A 16,059-nucleotide genomic window follows, 5' to 3' on the forward strand; every position below is an offset into this window, starting at 1 on the left:
TCTCGGCCAACGACACTTCGGACCCGCCCCATGTTCCAGCCGCGCCGTTGCGTGCAGCGCCAGACGCGGTGGCCGCGTTGATCCATCCAAGCCCGAAATTGCTGCTGCTCGACTTCGACGGCGTGCTGGCGGCCTACTCGCGGGCGGCACGCATCGCGCACCTGGCCACCCACTGCGGCTGCGATCCGGCGCGGGTGCGGGAGGTCCTGTTCGCCTCCGGACTGGAAACCGCCTACGACGGCGGCGCCATCGCCACCGCCGCCTATCTGCATCGGCTAGGCCAGGGCCTGGGCGCGCAGGTGGACGAAGCCGACTGGATCGCCGCGCGCGTGGCCGGCAGCCGTGGCGATCCCGGCGTGATCGAACGCGTGCTGGCGCTGGCCGGCAGGGTCGCGCTCGGCGTGCTGACCAACAACGGCCCGCTGATGGCGCAGGCGATCCCGCAGATCGTCCCGGCGCTATTCCCCTTGCTGCAGGGACGCGTCCTGTGCAGCGGCGCACTCGGCGGACGCAAGCCGCAGGCCGAGGTCTACCGGCGCGCGCTCGACCATTTCGGCATCGCCCCGCGGCACGCCCTGTTCATCGACGACCTGTTCGTCAACGTCCGCGGCGCCCGCGCGATCGGCATGCCCGCCGAAACCGCCAGCGGCGCCCGCGCCCTGCGCCGCGCCCTTGCGCGGCACGGCTTGGGCTAGACGACGCTCCTATCGCCGACAGAGCCCGCGTCCGCCGCAGCTGCCATAACGCCCGCGGCCATTCCTGCTGTAGCTCTAGCTGTAGCTGTAGCTGTAGCTGTGGCTGTGGCTGTTGATGCTGCTGTTGCTGTGGCTTTGCTTTACCGGGTTCCCTTACGTAGCGGCGAATAGGACGGGAAAAACCCCGAAGGGGCGGCGCACATGGATGTGCGCCGTTCACGGCAGGGGCAGGATGCCCCTTCCGTGAATCCCGGCCTATTCGCGGACCCGGAGCGCGCAGCGCGGAGGGCGCGAAGTCAGGGTGTGCTTGACCAGCCTTCGGCTGTGGTAAAGCGCTTCTTTTGGTTACTTTTCTTTGCACAAGCAAAGAAAAGTGACTCGCGCAAAGCGCGAAAGCTTTGCTTGTACCGTTGCCGTTGCCGTTGCCGTTGCCGTTGAATCAAAAGCCAACAGACACTCAAACGTCAATCAGGCTCAACGCTTACCGACATAAGCCTGCAAAGCCGCCCGCAACCGCTTCAACCCCTCAGCCATTTCCTGATCGGTGATATTCAACGAAGGCACGAAGCGCAACACATCCGGCCCGGCCTGCAACGTCAACAACCCATGCGCAGCGGCATGATCGAGGATCGCCCCGGCCTGCCCCGCATGCGCCTGGTTCAGCACCGCGCCGAGCATCAAGCCACGCCCGCGCACCTGCGCAAACAGCTTGAAGTCGTCGTTGAGCGCGGCCAACCCCTGCCGCAGCGCCGCCGCCTGCCGCGACACGTTCGCCGCGATCGGCGCCGACGCCAGCTTGCGCAGCGCCACCCGCGCCACCGCCGCGGCCAGCGGATTGCCGCCGAAGGTACTGCCGTGCGCGCCGAACTGCATCGTCTCGGCCACCTTCGGCCCGGCCAGCAGCGCACCGATCGGGAAACCGCCGCCCAATGCCTTGGCCAGGGTCACGATGTCCGGCGTCACCTCGTCCTGCCAGTGCGCGAACAAGGTGCCGGTGCGGCCCATGCCGCACTGGATCTCGTCCAGCAGCAGCAGCGCGCCGTGGTGGTCGCACAGCGCGCGCACCTGCGCCAGGAAACCCGGCGCGGCCGGCATCACCCCGCCCTCGCCCTGCACCGGCTCGATCATCACCGCGGCCACGTCGCCGGCGGCCATCGCCGTCTCCAACTGCACGATGTCGTTGAAATCCACATAGCGGAAGCCGCCGGGCAGCGGCTCGTAGCCTTCCTGGTACTTCGGCTGCGCGGTGGCGGTGACCGCGGCCAGGGTGCGGCCGTGGAAGCTGCCACGGAAGGTGACGATGACCCGCCGGTCCGGCGCGCGGCCCTGGCTGGCAGCCCACTTGCGTACCAGCTTGATCGCCGCCTCGTTGGCCTCGCTGCCGGAGTTGCACAGGAACACCCGCTGCGCAAAGCGCGACGCGGCGACCAGCTCCTCGGCCAGGCGCAGCGGCGGCTCGCTGTAGAATACGTTGCTGGTGTGCCACAGCTTGCCGGCCTGCTCAAGCAGCGCCGCCGTCAGGTCCGGATCGTTGTGGCCGAGCCCGCACACGGCGATGCCGGCGGACAGGTCGATGTAGTCGCGGCCTTCGCTGTCCCACACCTTGGCGCCCTGGCCGCGCTCCAGCACCAGCTGGCGCGGACGGTAGATCGGCAGGTAGTAGTGCTGGCCGAGGGCGATCAGATCCGCGGCGGAGGAAGCGGTCATCGAAGGGATTCCTGGGAGAAAGCGCACGAGTATAAGACCGCCGGCGCGGCGGCCGCGCGCGGCCGGGCGGGTGTGCGCGGCAGGCGCCTGTACGGCTACGGCCTGGCGCCTGTGCCGAGCGCTGCGGCGCAGTCGGGCGCACACACCGCGCCGTCTGCGCTGGACACCCACGGTGCGCCCAACGCCGGCAGTCGCGCCACCGCCGCAGGCACGCCGGGATCGGTTGGCGCCCGTCCGGCGCGCAGCGGCGGCGCCGCCAGGAACACGAATCCGTCGGCGACCGGATGCCAGCCCAGCCCGCGCCGGCGCCAGCGCAGCACCGGCTGCACCAGCACCCGGTTCGGGGCTACGCCCGGCAGCCGCCCCAGATCCCGCGCCAGGCGCAGCGCCGCCGCCGCATTGAGGTCGTGCACGCCCCAGGCCAGCAGCGCGCAGCCGCCGCCTGCGGCCGCCTGCGCCCGTGCCGCCAACTGCGCAGCGAGCCCTTCCGCGGCAGTGCGCCCGGCAAGTTCGTCGGGCGTGTAGGCGCGCAGGCGATGGCCTTGCAGGTAATGGCCGAAGAAGTCCTGCTCGGCCAACCTGCGGTACGGCGCGCTGGAGGGGCCGAACTTGTACGGCAGCACCACCGGCAGCACGACATCGCGGCAACCGGGCAGCCGCTGCACGACCTGCGCTGACCCGCGCCAGGCCTCGTTGCGCTGCAGCGGGCGGCCGCGCAGCAGCCACAGCTGCGCGCCCACCAGCACGATCAGCACGGCCGCGGCGATGCGCCCGCCACGGCTGCGCGCGCTCGGTCCCGCCACGTCGTACAGGCGCGCCAGCAAGGCCCAGGCGAACGGCGCGGCGGTGAGCAGGTTGCGCGCGGAAAACGACGGCGCAATCGCAACGCTCACCACGATCCCGCTCACCACCATGCCGACCAGCACGCAGCCGCACAGCGCCGCGACCCAATCGGCCTGCCCGCGGATCCGCGCAGTGTCGTGCGGAACCGCGCGCAGGCGCCGCCATAGCCAACGGCCCAGCAGCGCGAGCACCGCCAGCATGGTGCCCCCGGACAGCAGGTCGCGGCTGGCGCTGAGCAACTGGACATAGAAGAACCGGGCATCGTTGCGGAACCACAGCTGGTGCACGTCCTGCTGGGTGCAGTGCAGCAACAACAGCACGAAGCCGACATTGAGCGCCAGGATCGCCACGCCGGATACCGCCAGCGCCACGCGCAGACGCGTATCGCGCTGCGTCGCGATCAGGAACAGCAGCAGCATGCCGACGCACAGCAGCAGATAGGCGTGGGTGAAGCTGGCGATCAGTCCCAATACGCTGAGCGCGGCCCAGTGCGCGAACGGGAAGACGTCGCTGGTCTGCGCACGTCGGCGCAAGGCGACGGCGCTGCTCAGCAGGCCAGCCGACAGCAGCAGGCACAGCGCATAGCTGCGCGCGTTCTGGCTCTGCTCGAACCAGAACACCGACACCGCGCCCGCCGCCAGGGCGAAGGCCAGCGCCGCCGGCGAGAACACGCGCCGCAGGCCGGATCCGAACACGCCCAGCGCCAGCACCGCGGCCACCGCGCTGGGCAGGCGCAGTGCGGCCTCGCCGTTGCCGGCCAGTTGGCTCCACGCATACAGCAGCACGTAGTACAGCGGCGGATGGGTGTCGGTGAGCGCGCGCCGCCACAGTTCGGCCAGGCCCTGGCCGTGGCCCATCACGTGCAGCGTGTACAGCTCGTCGATCCAGTAGTCGCTGGCATCCAGGCCGACGAAGGCGAACACGCAAGCGCAGGCCGCGATCGCGGCGAAGGCCAGTGCCGGCCAGCGCGGCGCCGCGCCGGCGAGGTTGCGCAGCTCGCTCACTCCTTCATCGCCAGCGGCGACGCTGCGACGGTGTCGCGGCTCGGCGCGACGCCGGCCGCGGCATCCTCGGGCCGCCAGGCGCTGCGCTTGGCGGCGTGGTAGTTCCACCCGCCCGCGGCCAGCGCGCCGGCGGCGCCGGCCAGCCACCACGGCAACCGCAGCGCATGCAGGCCGCTGCCAATCAGTTCGCTGAGGATCGCGCCGCCGAGACAGGCCGCATAGAACATCGCCATGCCGTGCAGCAGGCGCATGCCGCTCAGGCGCCGATCGCGGAAGGTCAGCAGGTTGTTGCACTGGAAATTCCAGCCCATCGCCGTACAGATCGCCAGCAACTGCGCCAGCCAGAAGGTCATGCCCAGCATCAGCAACGCGCCCAGCAACAGCAGGTGCACGCCCATGCCGCTGAGTCCGACCGCGAAGAACAGGCTCATGCGCGCCGGCAGCCAGCCGCGCGTGCGCTTTTCCAGCAGCAGTGCGGCCAGTTCGGCGACCACCCGCGTGTCGAGCTTGGAGGCGCCGCCGCGGCGGCGGCGCAGCTGCGTCGGCACCTGCACCGTGTAGGGACGCCGCCGCGCCGAGGCCAGCACGTCGACCAGGATCTTGAAGCCGACGCCGGACAGCTGCGGCCGCACCTGCCGATACCAGGACCGGCGCATCAGGAAGCAACCGCTCATCGGATCGGCCACGCCCAGCCCAAGCAGCGCCTGGCTCAGGCGCACGCCGACGCGGCTGAGCGCATGCCGGTGGCGGCACAGGCCGGAACCGCTCGCGTCCAGATAGCGGCTGGCGACCACCACCTCGGCCTCGCTGTCGCGCATGCGCCGCAGCATGCGCGCGATCAGCGCCGGATCGTGCTGGCCGTCGCCGTCCATGATCGCCAGGCAACGGCCGCGGGCGCTGTCCCAGCCGGCGATCGCGGCCGCGGCCAGGCCGCGGCCGCCGCGGCGGCGCACCAGGCGCACCGCCGGATTGTCGGCCGCATACGCGGTCACCGCCTGCGCGGTGCGCTCGTCGTCGGAGTCGTCGACCACGATCGCTTCGTAGTCGACGTGCTGCAGATGCGCGGCGAGTTCGCGCAATACCGGACCGATGGCCTCGTGTTCGTTCAAGGTACAGATGACGACGGAGACCGTCGGCGCGGCCTGCAACGCGGCGGGCGAAGACGAGGGCATGGACAGATCCAGGGGCGCGGGGGCGAGCGCCGAAGGGTCTGCAGCGGATGTGGCGGCGGATTGCCGTCGCATGCCGGTTTCGTGCATGCATGCGCATACGCTGCAACGCAACGTCACGCGCTGACGCAGAAAATGGCGAAGGCCTGCAAAGGCAAGGACGGCGAGCGTCGCCGCCCGGCTTGATCGGTGATGAACGGCCGGCGCGCGCGGATCGCGGTGGCGATGCCTGCGCAGCGTCTGCCGGTCGCGCGGCTGTGCATTTGCGCAGCCGCCGCCAGCGCAAAGCCGACTACCCTGCTTTCGATGCGCCCGGCGCGCCCCGGAGCGGCGCCTGCGACAGACTGCGCCCACGGCTGCGACCGTCCGCCATCTCCGCGAGCGGCGCCGCCTGCCGCGCTGCCCTGCCGTCGCCCCCCACCGGGGCCGCTGGCGCGTCCACGCCACCACCATGCCGGCGCCGCGCAAGGCTCCCACCCGCGGCCGCGCACAGACGGCGGGTCCGCCGAAGCCGGCGTCGGGTTAGCATGCGCGGATGCGACTGTTCACCGATCCCCAGCTCGCCCCCGCACGCGAGCACGGCTGGCGGCGACGCTGGTTCGACATCATCTATCGGCACGACACCCGGCCTTCGCGCAATTTCGACCTGCTGCTGGTCGCGGCGATCGTGGCCAGCGTCGCGGTGATCATGGCCGACAGCGTGCCGGCGCTGCACGCACGCTACGCCAGCTCCATGTACGTGCTGGAATGGGCCTTCACTGCGCTGTTCACCGCCGAATACGCGTTGCGACTGATGACGGTGAAGCGGCCGTTGCGCTATGCGCTGAGCTTCTGGGGCGTGATCGATCTGCTATCGACCCTGCCTACCTACATCTCGTTCCTGCTGCCCGGCGCGCAGACGCTGCTGGTGGTGCGGGTGCTGCGGGTGCTGCGGCTGTTCCGCATCCTCAAGCTGACCCGCTACGTCGAGGAGAGCAGCCTGCTGGTCGACGCGCTATGGCGCAGCCGGCGCAAGGTGTTCGTGTTCCTGTTCACCGTGATCACCCTGGTGGTGATCTTCGGTGCGCTGATGTACGTGGTGGAAGGGCCGGCCAACGGTTTCACCAGCATCCCCACCGCCATGTACTGGGCGGTGGTGACGATGGCCACGGTCGGTTTCGGCGACATCGCGCCGCTCACGCCGCTGGGCCGCGCCATCACCTCGGTGCTGATCCTGATCGGCTACAGCATCATTGCCGTGCCTACCGGCATCTACACCGCCGAACTGGCCAACAGCCTGCGCGACGCCGACCGCAGCCGCGTGCCGGATCAACGCACCTGCGCGCACTGCGGCCTGCAAGGCCACGACCGCAGCGCCGGCTACTGCCGGGGCTGCGGCCAGGCGTTGCCCGATCCCGCAGCGCCCTGAGTCCTCACCACACGCCGGTGTTGGGCATCGATGCCCACGGCTCGGCCGGGGCGAGCGCCTCGCCCTTCTGCAGCAGTTCGATCGAGATCAGGTCCGGGCTGCGCACGAAGGCCATGCGCCCGTCGCGCGGCGGGCGGTTGATGACGATGCCCTGCGCCTGCAGGTGCGCGCACAGCGCATAGATGTCGTCGACCTCGAACGCCAGGTGGCCAAAGTTGCGTGCGCTGCCGTAGTCCTCGTCCGACCCCCAGTTGTAGGTCAGCTCGACTTCGGCCTCCGGGTTCTGCGGCGCGCCGAAGTACACCAGGGTGAACTTGCCGGCTTCGTTGTCGATGCGCCGGGTTTCGCTCAGGCCCAGGCCCTCGGTGAAGAATTTGCTGGTCTTCTCCAGATCGTGGACGCGGATCATGGCGTGCAGGTATTTCATCGCGACAACTCCAGTGGATGGGGGAATGGGCAGGACCGCCGCGCCTTGCGGCGTTGCCGCCACGCGCAGCGCGACAGCGGAGTCCTTGCACAGGCGCATAGGGTAGCGCCCGCGGCGTGCAGGCGCAGGCAAGCCGCAGACGCCGCCGCTGCGCCCGCCGCTCAGCGGAAGTAGCAGGCCTTCAACGGCAGCGTGGCCGCGCCGACCGCGCTGGCGTCGGCCATCGCCGCGGCCGGCAGCAGCACCGGCAACGGCCGCGCCTGGCCGCGGCGCGGCTGGTTGTCGATGCGTAGCTGCGGGATCAGGCGCAGCGCCAGATCGCGCGGAATGCGTCCGCCGAACACCACCGCCTGCGGATCGAAGACCGCGGTGATCGCCGAGACGATCAGCGACAGGCCCGGCACCGCGCGCGCGATCCAGCGCTCGATCGTCGGCCAGGACGGGTCGTAGGCCGCCACCAGCGCGCTGACGTCGGCCAGCACCACCCCGTCCTCGCTTAGCATCTGCCGCAGCAGCTCCAGCGTGCCGCGCTCCAGGCCCGGCCCCGGCAGCATGCCGGCGAATTCGCCGGCATTGCCGTGCGCGCCGCGCAGGCAGGCGCCGTCGATCACCACGCCGCCGCCAAGACCGTAGCTGAAATACAGATAGGCGAAGTCGCGATACTGGCGGCCGACGCCGAGCAGGCTCTCGCCGACCGCGGCGACGCTGCCGTCGTTGTCCACCCACACCGGCAGGCCCAGCGCGTCGGCGAGCCAGTCGCCGATCGGCAGTTCGCCCAGCGCGCGCAGCGGATCGGGCGGGTTCATGCGCTCGGCGCCATCGACGAAGAACCCGGTCATCGCCACGCCCGCGCCCAGCCGCGGCCCGAGTCCGCGTCCGGCCTCGGCCAGCAGCGCCGCGTCGGCCTCGCGCAACTGCGCCAGCAAGGCCGCCGGCTCGGTCGAACGCAATGGGTGCTCGGCGGTGGCGCGGACCTGGCCGCTGAAGTCCAGCAGCGCCAGCGACAGCGCATCGGTGGCGATCGAATAGCCGACGGTGTGGCCGTGCGCGGGATTGAGCGCGATCGCCGCACCCGGCTTGCCGCGGCCGCCATGCGCCAGCGAGGCGCCGATCAGCACCAGCCCGCGTTCGGCCAGGCCATCGATCAGACGCACCGCCGATTGCACGGTCAAGCCGGTGATGCGGCTGAGATCGGCACGGGTGACGGTGCCGAACAGGCGCAGGCTGTCGAGCATGCGCCGCTCGTTGTCGCTCAGATCGGCATGCGTGGCATGGGCAGGGCGGGAAGCGCGCGGCAGCGAGACGGCGACGGGAGCGGGCATGAGCGAGGATCGGCGGAAGGTCGGGAAAGCATAGCGGGCAATGGTGAAATATTTAATTCACCCTTAGTTATTAGAATCCGGCCATCGCCATGGAAGATCGCCTCTTCGTAACGTGGCCGACGCTCCAGAAGACCGGCGCTTCATCGGTCCCCGGCCGCACCTTGCAAGGAAAGCCGCTCTGCGGCGACCAAAGCAATGGGAGTTTCCAGTCCGGGAACACGATCGGAGCTGAAACCCTTCCTGCGGTCACCGGCGCGAAGAACGCATCGTCGCCGCGCGACCGGCGCCTGCCCCGCTCAATCCAGGAACAGATCCGGCAACAACGGCTGCGCCGGATCCAGCGCGTAGCCGGACAGGTCGGTCACGCCGGCCGCGGCCAGCACCTCGTCGTCGATCAGGAACTGCCCATGGAACCCGGCCGCGGTGCGCGTCAGCACCGCATGCGCCGCATCGGCCATGATCTCCGGACGCCGGCCGTTGCCCGCATCGACACCGGGAATCATGTTCAGCGCCTCGGTGGCGATCAGCGTGCGCGGCCACAACGCATTGACCGCCACGCCCTGCGGGCCGAATTCGCCGGCCAGGCCCAGGGTCACGAAGCTCATGCCCATCTTCGCCAGCGTGTAGCCGGTATGCGGCGCCCACCATTTCGGATCCAGCGACGGCGGCGGCGCCAGGGTCAGGATGTGCGGATTGGCGCTGCGCAGCAGATGCGGCAGACAGGCCTGCGCGCACAGGAAGCTGCCGCGCGCATTGACCTGCTGCATCAGGTCGAAGCGTTTCATCGGCGTGTCCAGCGCGCCGCGCAGCCAGATCGCGCTGGCGTTGTTGACCAGGATATCGATGCCGCCGAACGCCTCGACCGTCGCCGCCACCGCCGCGCGCACCTGCTCCTCCTCGCGGATGTCGCACTTCAGCGCCAGCGCGCGGCCGCCGGCCGCCTCGACCGCCGCCGCGGCGCTGTGGATGGTGCCGGGCAACTTCGGATTGGGCACCGCCGACTTGGCCGCGATCGCCACATTGGCGCCATCGCGCGCCGCACGCAGCGCGATCGCCAGACCGATCCCGCGCGAAGCGCCGGTGATGAACAGGGTTTTGCCTTTCAGCGTCATGGAAATCCCGAAGAGAACGGCGATCACGTAGCTTAGCAAGCTGTTGGACTGCGCTGCGCATACGTTTCGCGCAATGCCGCTGCCCACATCCGGCTGCAACTGCCGGTCAACCCGACTCGACTTCAGCTATTTGCCCATACGGGCGTCCGCATTGCCCGATAGCAGTGCGGGGGGATGGCTCGCGATCGCTGTCTTCCATCTTGGCCGCAACGGCACTGCACCGCGTCGATGCCTGGTACGGCGCCCACTCCATGCACTCGTCGAAGCGCGCTGTGTCCGATTGTGCGGAACGCTTGTGTTGAACTCCGGCGAATTGACGCGTTACCGGCGCGCCGCCTTCATTCGAGCGGACCGGCAGACCGGCACACCCGGTTGCGCCCCTCGCGCTTGGCTCGATAGAGCGCCCTGTCGGCACGCAAGATGACCGCGTCGAAGCTGAGGTCGGCGGGATCCATTTCGGCAACGCCCAGGCTGAGCGTGATCGCAAGCTGTCGCCCCTCGACCTTGAAAGGCTCTGCCTCCATCAGCGCCCGCAGACGCTCTGCAGAATTTTCAGCGTCGTCGATGCCGGTATCGGGCAGCACGACCAGAAACTCCTCGCCGCCCCAGCGCACCGCCTCGTCGCGCTTGCGCAGGCCACCGCTCAAGCGTTGCGCGATGGACACAAGCACAGCGTCGCCCACGTCATGCCCAAAGCCGTCGTTAACGTGCTTGAAGTAGTCGACATCGGCGAGCAGCACGCTGCACCGCCTTCCCGAGGCCAGCCGCGCGTGTAGCCGCTCCAGCATCCGGCGGCCGCCGCGCCGGTTGGCCAGATTGGTCAGCGGATCGCTCTCCGCCTGCCGTTTCAAGCCGAGGTTGGCGCGTTCGCCGGCCATGGCGATGTAGCCGAAGTAGACCAGGATGCTGCTGGCCTGGTCGAAGATGATAGGTATCCTTTCGCTCTTGCGGATGTCCAGCACCAGACCGAACGTCATCAATGCGGCCGGCACGGCAAGCGTCAGGAAGTAGCAGCCAAACGCCAACGCAACAACGTACTGCGAGAGCAGCCGACGGTCGGGAGCGATCAGGATTTCGTAGAGCACCAGGGCGGCCGGCAAGGCGGCGCTGAAATAGATGAAGGGCAGCGTTATCCGCTCGGTTACGCCGGCAACGGCGGCGGCGGCATAAAGCGCGCTCGGCAGCACAGACAGCAGCAAGAGCGTGCGGACGGACACCGTTCGTCCGTAGAACAGCCTCATGCCGCTCCACGACAATGCGAGGCTCGAAATGAATAGCGTGTAGACCAACAACGCCATCAACGGTGGCAGCGCGTCGCCATGGCGAGTGATCGTCAGCAGCGATCCGAAGGTGGACGCGAGCAACGCAACGGTCCAGTGATGGAGATAGCGCTCCTTGGGCCGGCTCAACACGGTGACCACGAAAATCACCAGAAAGGCTGCACGACTCACCGTGCTGCTGAAGTAGAGTGTTTCGATGTCGAGCATGGCGATCGGCTCTCCGCGAAGCGATGCTTAGACGCCGGACGCCTGGTTTGTCGCACTTGCGGAAGTAACGGTCTTATTCAAAATCGATACCCCACCCCAAGACCCAACACCAGCGTGCTCACCTTGACGGTGGCATTGAAACCCTGACCCTCGAAGCGGTAGGCCGGGCTGATCACGTAGCGCACGCTCGAACTGAAGTACCAGTTTCCTGCCAAGCGGTAATCGAATCCCAGGTTCGCGATGCCGCTGGCGATGGCATCGACCCGAAAATCGGGAATCCCGGCGGCAGGGCGGACCTTGTGCTCCCACGCGTAATTGACGCCCAGCCCTATATACGGATTGAGCGCGGCATGGGGGCGGAAGTGGTATTGGGCGGTCAGCGAGACGGCACCGCTTTCGACGGTGCCCACGTCGAAAGCGCCGATGCTCGACTTCGAGATCCGATACTCCCGCGCGAACAATCCGCCTTGGAACTCGATCGCCCAGTGATCGGTGACGAAGTAACTCAGATCCAGACCTGGCACGAAATCGCTGGGCGTATCGACTTCGCCGCCGATGTAGGAGATCTCCGAGTCGAGATTGAGCGGAACAATCTCCAGCGCCATTGCGCGAATCAACCAATTGCCTTGCCGCGGTGCCGACAACAGGACCTCTGCCGCCATCGCACTCGCCGGAGCCAGCGCGACAATGCCAGGCACCGCCAGATACACCGGCCAGATTCGCCCCAATTCACGCATCATGGGTTGTCCTATCTGATCCGGCAGGAATGGACCGTGTGACGCACATGGGGTATCGGCCCCGGCGAACACAACTTTAGGCGCCATGGCGGAGTGTTCTTGGGCGTAGCGACGCGCCTGGACATGCGGCCCATCGACGGTCGGCAGAAGCCATCGGGTCGCGGGACAGGATCGAGCCGATAGCCGGATCGCTGCGCGAAACGCCTTCCCGTCACGCCGTCGCACGTCAAGCCCGCGACCGCGTTCCCCCTCCCTATCCAACATCCCTGCCTTCAACAGCCGAATGGCCGGCCCTACCGACCTCTCAAGGCTTAGGCCCCTGCCCTTCGTTGTCTTCCCACTTCAGCAGGCGCCGGGTCACGAACCGGTAGACCGGCTTGCCGGTGGCGAACCACAGTTCGCGCACCCAGGAGTGGCGCTTGAGCAGGCGCAGTTCGATCGGGGTCAGCGCCTGCCGGCAGTACATGCGCTTGTGCTTGAGCAGGTGGCGCAGGTCCTCGCGCGCCAGCAGCCGCATCCAGCGCGAACGCGGCGCGCCGCGCACCGCCAGCTGGAAGTCGATCAATGCCGGGCTGCCATCCTCCAGCACCAGCCAATTCGCTTCCTTGGCCAGATCGTTGTGCGCCACGCCGCGCCGGTGCACCTGTTGCAGCAGGCGCCGTGCGGCACGGAAGTAGGCCAGGTCGCCGCGCGGCGGGCGCTGGTACATGGCGTCGCCGGCCAGGTAGCTGCGGTCCAGGAAGGTGCCGTCCCAACCGCGCAGCTGCGGCGTCGCCGCCATGCCCGACAACTGCTGCAGCGCCCGCGCCTCGCGCCGCGCCAGCCACCAGGCCGGCAGGCGCAGCCACCATGGCGCGGCGGTCAGGTCGCGGCGCACGAACACGTGCTCGCCGTCGCCGTCGGCTTCGCGTACCAGCAGGATGCGTCCGAAGCTGTCGGACTTGAGGATCTGGGTGGAAGCGGCCGGCGCGCGTGTCATCGCGCCAGTTTAAGCGGAACGCCATGCTCGCCCACTTATAATCCCCCCATGAATGCATCATGGATCGACGCCACGCTGGAGTGGGTCGCAACGCATCCCATCCTGGCCGGCGCGGTCATCTTCGCGATCGCGTTCTGCGACGCGGTCATCGTGCTGGGCACCATCGTGCCGGCGTTGCCGCTGCTGTTCGCGATCGGCGTGCTGATCGGATTGGGTCAGATCTCCGGCCCGTACGCGGTGGTCAGCGCCGCCCTCGGCGCGCTGGCCGGCGACGCGCTCAGCTACTGGGTCGGCCATCGCTGGGGCCACCAGCTGCGCAACTACTGGCCGTTCCGGCGCTATCCGCAGCTGCTGGATCGCGGCGAGGCGATGTTCCGCCGCAATGCCTTCAAGAGCATCCTGGTGGCGCGCTACGTCGGCGCGATCCGCCCGTTCGTGCCGGCCGTGGCGGGGATGATGAAGATGCCGCTGCGCCGCTACTTCGTCGCCAGCGGCGTCGCCGCGGTGACCTGGGCGCTGCTGTTCCTGGGCCCGGGCTGGCTGCTCGGCCAGGCCTACGATGCGGTGGCCGCGGTCGCCGGGCGCCTGTTCCTGGTGCTGGGCCTGCTGGTGCTGGCGCTGGGCCTGGTCTGGGCGATCGTGCTGTACGGCTATCGCTGGTCGGCCGGGCACATGGACGCGCTGCTGGCGCGCGGTCTGGACTGGTCGCGCCGGCACCCGGTGCTGGGCCGCTATTCGATCGCGGTGTTCGACCCGCAACGGCGCGAGTCGGTGCCGCTGGCGATGCTGGCGGTGATGCTGCTGGCGCTGGGCTGGGGCTGGTTCGCGCTGCTGATGGTGGTGGTCGGCCACGGCGAGCCGCTGCGGCTGGACCTGGCGGTGCACGACCTGATGCTGGCGCTGCGCAATCCGCTGGCCGACTACCCGATGACCGCGCTGGCCTCGCTCGGCGACTGGCAGGTGCTGGTACCGGCCACCGCGCTGGGCCTGGTCTACCTGATCTGGCGCCAGCGCTGGATGGCCGCGGCGCACTGGCTGGCGGCGCTGGCCTTCGGCCTGGCGCTGACCAAGCTGCTCGGCACCACCGTGCACGTGGTGCGCCCGCCGGCGGCCAGCAGCGGTTTCGGCTTCCCGTCGGTGGCGGTGACCATGGCCACGATCAGCTTCGGCTTCTTCGCCGTGCTGATCGCGCGCGAACTGCCCGGGCGCTCGCGGGTGTGGCCGTACCTGCTGTCGGGCGTGGTGGTGACCCTGATCGGCTTCGCCCGCCTGTACCTGGGCGCGCACTGGCTCAGCGACGTGGTCGGCGGCATGCTGTTCGGCATCTTCTGGCTGCTGGTCCTGGGCATCGCCTACCGCCGCCGCTTCAACCGCGCGTTCTGGATGAAGCCGCTGGCCTGGCTGTTCTATGGCGGCTTCGTCGCCGCGGCGCTGTGGTACGCGCCGCGCAACCTGGAGCAGAAGCTGGCCAAGTTCGAACCGCCGCCGCCGGTGCTGATGGATCTGGCCGCCGCCACGTGGTGGCAGGACGAATGGCGGCTGCTGCCATCGCGGCGCAACGAGTTCGACGACGACCAGCGCTGGCCGCTGGACCTGCAGGTGGCCGGACCGCTGGCGCCGCTGCAGCGTCAGCTCGAAGCCGCCGGCTGGCGCGTGCAGCCGCAAGCCGGCTGGCAGCAGGCGCTGCAGTTGCTCGACTACAAGACCCAGGCCGAACGCGTCCCGGTGCTGCCGGCGACGCTGGACACCCGGGTGGAATCGCTGCTGATGCTGCGCAGCGGACCGCGCCCCGGCGAACTCTATGCATTGCGCCTGTGGCCGGCCCCGGCGCGGCTGCAACCGGGCAACGTGCCGCTGTGGCTGGGCAGCGCGCAGAGCCTGCGCTACGAACGCCACTTCAACCTGATCGGCCTGTGGCGCCCGCTGCGCGGCGCCGATCCCGCGCTCAACGCGGTCACCGACGCGCTGCACGCGCTGCCCACGCGCAAGGACATGCATCGCCCGTCGGATGTGCCGGTCTTGCTGGTGCGCAGCGAGGGCGAGGCGCCGGTCGAGGCGCCCTGAGCGCTTTCGCGGTCGGCCGAAGACCAAGGCCACCCGGTGTGCCGTGCCGCCCATCATGGCCAGGAGCACCCGCTCCCAGCCATGTGGGCGAACGGCGATGCATGCAGGAATGCATTCGATTGGCCTCGTGCCATCGGCCCGCGACGCTTGCGCGACCGCGCAATCCCATACGTCGTATATCGCATCCGGCTCCCGACCCCCGGCTCCATTCCGGACCGCAGCGCAGTGCTACGTCCAACTCCACGCCGCAGCAGACACGCGAACACACAGCGAGACGCGCCCTCGTGCTCCGAGTCAGATGCCGTCGAGACGACGGCCGGCTTGCGCGCTGTTCATGGCCAGAGCGGCCTCGATCGCGACAGATAGTCCAGGTAGAGCGCGTCGCGACTGAAGTCGCTCCCACAAACGGGCATTACCGGACGAACATGCTGCTGTAAACCGCAGGCTGCCCTCAACGCATCCGCCGCCAGCACTCCTGCGAATCCCGAATCCCGAATCCCGAATCCCGGCTTCAAGGAATCCACCCCAGCAACTGCTCCAGCCGCTCGTGCGGATCGTCTTCCTGCAGCAGCGCCAGGCGCTGGCGCTCGTCCAGCGGCAACAGTTCGGCCAGGCGCCAGCCGACCCAGGCGGCCTGGTCGAGCAGGCGCGGGCCGACCACCGGATACACATCGGCGGCCTGGTCCAGAATGCTGTCCAGCACGGTCGACAACAGCGCGTGCTGCGGCTGCAACTCGTCGTCCTCGTCCGGCTCGCGCCAGTGCACGTCGCCGACCACCAGGCCGTTGTCGCGGACCCGGCTGCGCAACACGTGAAAGCGGCGTTCGCCGCGCAGGCTCAGCACCAGCACGCCGTCGGCACCGACATCGAAATCGACGATGCGCGCCTCGGTGCCGTACGCCGCCGGCACGGCCGGGACGCCGGTCTCGGCGCCCTCCAGAATCAGACACACACCGAAGCCGCTGCCGCTGCGACCGCAGTCGCGCACCATGTCCAGGTAGCGGCGTTCGAACACGCGCAGCTTGATCGACGCACCCGGCAGCAGCACCGCATGCAGCGGGAACAGCGCCAGCGTGCTGCGCTCCTCGCTCATGCAGGCGCCCCA

At 69.1% G+C, this 16,059-nt stretch carries 13 protein-coding genes; 3 read left to right on the forward strand and 10 right to left on the reverse strand.

Going from position 1 to position 16,059, the window contains the following annotated elements; all coding sequences use genetic code 11:
- The first annotated feature begins 80 nt into the window (after window positions 1–80).
- Window positions 81–695: an HAD-IA family hydrolase gene (locus HDC36_RS10625; protein WP_179568007.1), complete on the forward strand. Its 615-nt coding sequence runs from the start codon at window positions 81–83 to the stop codon at window positions 693–695.
- A 474-nt stretch (window positions 696–1,169) separates the two neighbouring features.
- Here the strand turns inward: HDC36_RS10625 and HDC36_RS10630 are convergent, their stop codons facing one another.
- From HDC36_RS10630 to HDC36_RS10640, 3 genes are all read right to left on the reverse strand, one after another.
- Entirely contained in the window at window positions 1,170–2,402 is a 1,233-nt protein-coding gene (locus tag HDC36_RS10630; RefSeq protein WP_179566998.1) for an acetylornithine transaminase, read from the reverse strand.
- Window positions 2,403–2,497: 95 nt separating this feature from the next.
- Window positions 2,498–4,249 (reverse strand): glycosyltransferase family 39 protein, encoded by a 1,752-nt coding sequence (locus HDC36_RS10635; protein ID WP_179566999.1) that lies wholly within the window; start codon window positions 4,247–4,249, stop codon window positions 2,498–2,500.
- On the reverse strand, window positions 4,246–5,421 hold the full coding sequence (locus tag HDC36_RS10640; protein ID WP_179567000.1) for a glycosyltransferase: 1,176 nt from the start codon (window positions 5,419–5,421) through the stop codon (window positions 4,246–4,248). The genes HDC36_RS10635 and HDC36_RS10640 overlap by 4 nt, the downstream gene beginning before the upstream one ends.
- Window positions 5,422–5,953: 532 nt before the next feature.
- Between HDC36_RS10640 and HDC36_RS10645 the strand changes: the two genes are divergently transcribed.
- Window positions 5,954–6,826, forward strand: a complete 873-nt coding sequence (locus HDC36_RS10645) for an ion transporter (RefSeq protein WP_179567001.1) — start codon at window positions 5,954–5,956, stop codon at window positions 6,824–6,826.
- Window positions 6,827–6,830: 4 nt separating this feature from the next.
- On the opposite strand, the gene HDC36_RS10650 is transcribed toward HDC36_RS10645, so the two are convergent.
- From HDC36_RS10650 to HDC36_RS10675, 6 genes are all read right to left on the reverse strand, one after another.
- Window positions 6,831–7,253 carry a VOC family protein gene (locus HDC36_RS10650; protein WP_179567002.1) on the reverse strand — a complete coding sequence of 141 codons (423 nt, stop codon included), beginning with the start codon at window positions 7,251–7,253 and terminating at the stop codon, window positions 6,831–6,833.
- Window positions 7,254–7,414: 161 nt separating this feature from the next.
- On the reverse strand, window positions 7,415–8,488 hold the full coding sequence (locus HDC36_RS10655) for an ROK family transcriptional regulator (protein ID WP_255432732.1): 1,074 nt from the start codon (window positions 8,486–8,488) through the stop codon (window positions 7,415–7,417).
- Between the two features lie 383 nt (window positions 8,489–8,871).
- Window positions 8,872–9,687, reverse strand: a complete 816-nt coding sequence (locus tag HDC36_RS10660) for an NAD(P)-dependent oxidoreductase (protein ID WP_179567003.1) — start codon at window positions 9,685–9,687, stop codon at window positions 8,872–8,874.
- A gap of 338 nt (window positions 9,688–10,025) precedes the next feature.
- Window positions 10,026–11,174 carry a GGDEF domain-containing protein gene (locus HDC36_RS10665; protein WP_179567004.1) on the reverse strand — a complete coding sequence of 383 codons (1,149 nt, stop codon included), beginning with the start codon at window positions 11,172–11,174 and terminating at the stop codon, window positions 10,026–10,028.
- Between the two features lie 77 nt (window positions 11,175–11,251).
- Window positions 11,252–11,914, reverse strand: a complete 663-nt coding sequence (locus HDC36_RS10670; RefSeq protein ID WP_179567005.1) for an OmpW family outer membrane protein — start codon at window positions 11,912–11,914, stop codon at window positions 11,252–11,254.
- A 301-nt stretch (window positions 11,915–12,215) separates the two neighbouring features.
- The gene (locus HDC36_RS10675) at window positions 12,216–12,890 is read right to left on the reverse strand and encodes a serine/threonine-protein kinase (RefSeq protein ID WP_179567007.1); all 675 of its coding nucleotides are present in this window, start codon (window positions 12,888–12,890) and stop codon (window positions 12,216–12,218) included.
- A 48-nt stretch (window positions 12,891–12,938) separates the two neighbouring features.
- Between HDC36_RS10675 and HDC36_RS10680 the strand changes: the two genes are divergently transcribed.
- A complete protein-coding gene (locus tag HDC36_RS10680) occupies window positions 12,939–14,954 on the forward strand; it encodes a bifunctional DedA family/phosphatase PAP2 family protein (protein WP_179567009.1) in 2,016 nt (671 codons plus the stop codon).
- Window positions 14,955–15,465: 511 nt separating this feature from the next.
- Here the strand turns inward: HDC36_RS10680 and HDC36_RS10685 are convergent.
- Window positions 15,466–16,047: an LON peptidase substrate-binding domain-containing protein gene (locus tag HDC36_RS10685; RefSeq protein WP_179567017.1), complete on the reverse strand. Its 582-nt coding sequence runs from the start codon at window positions 16,045–16,047 to the stop codon at window positions 15,466–15,468.
- Window positions 16,048–16,059: the final 12 nt, after the last annotated feature.

The organism is Xanthomonas sp. JAI131 (assembly GCF_013410075.1).
Taxonomy (GTDB): domain Bacteria; phylum Pseudomonadota; class Gammaproteobacteria; order Xanthomonadales; family Xanthomonadaceae; genus Xanthomonas_A; species Xanthomonas_A bonasiae.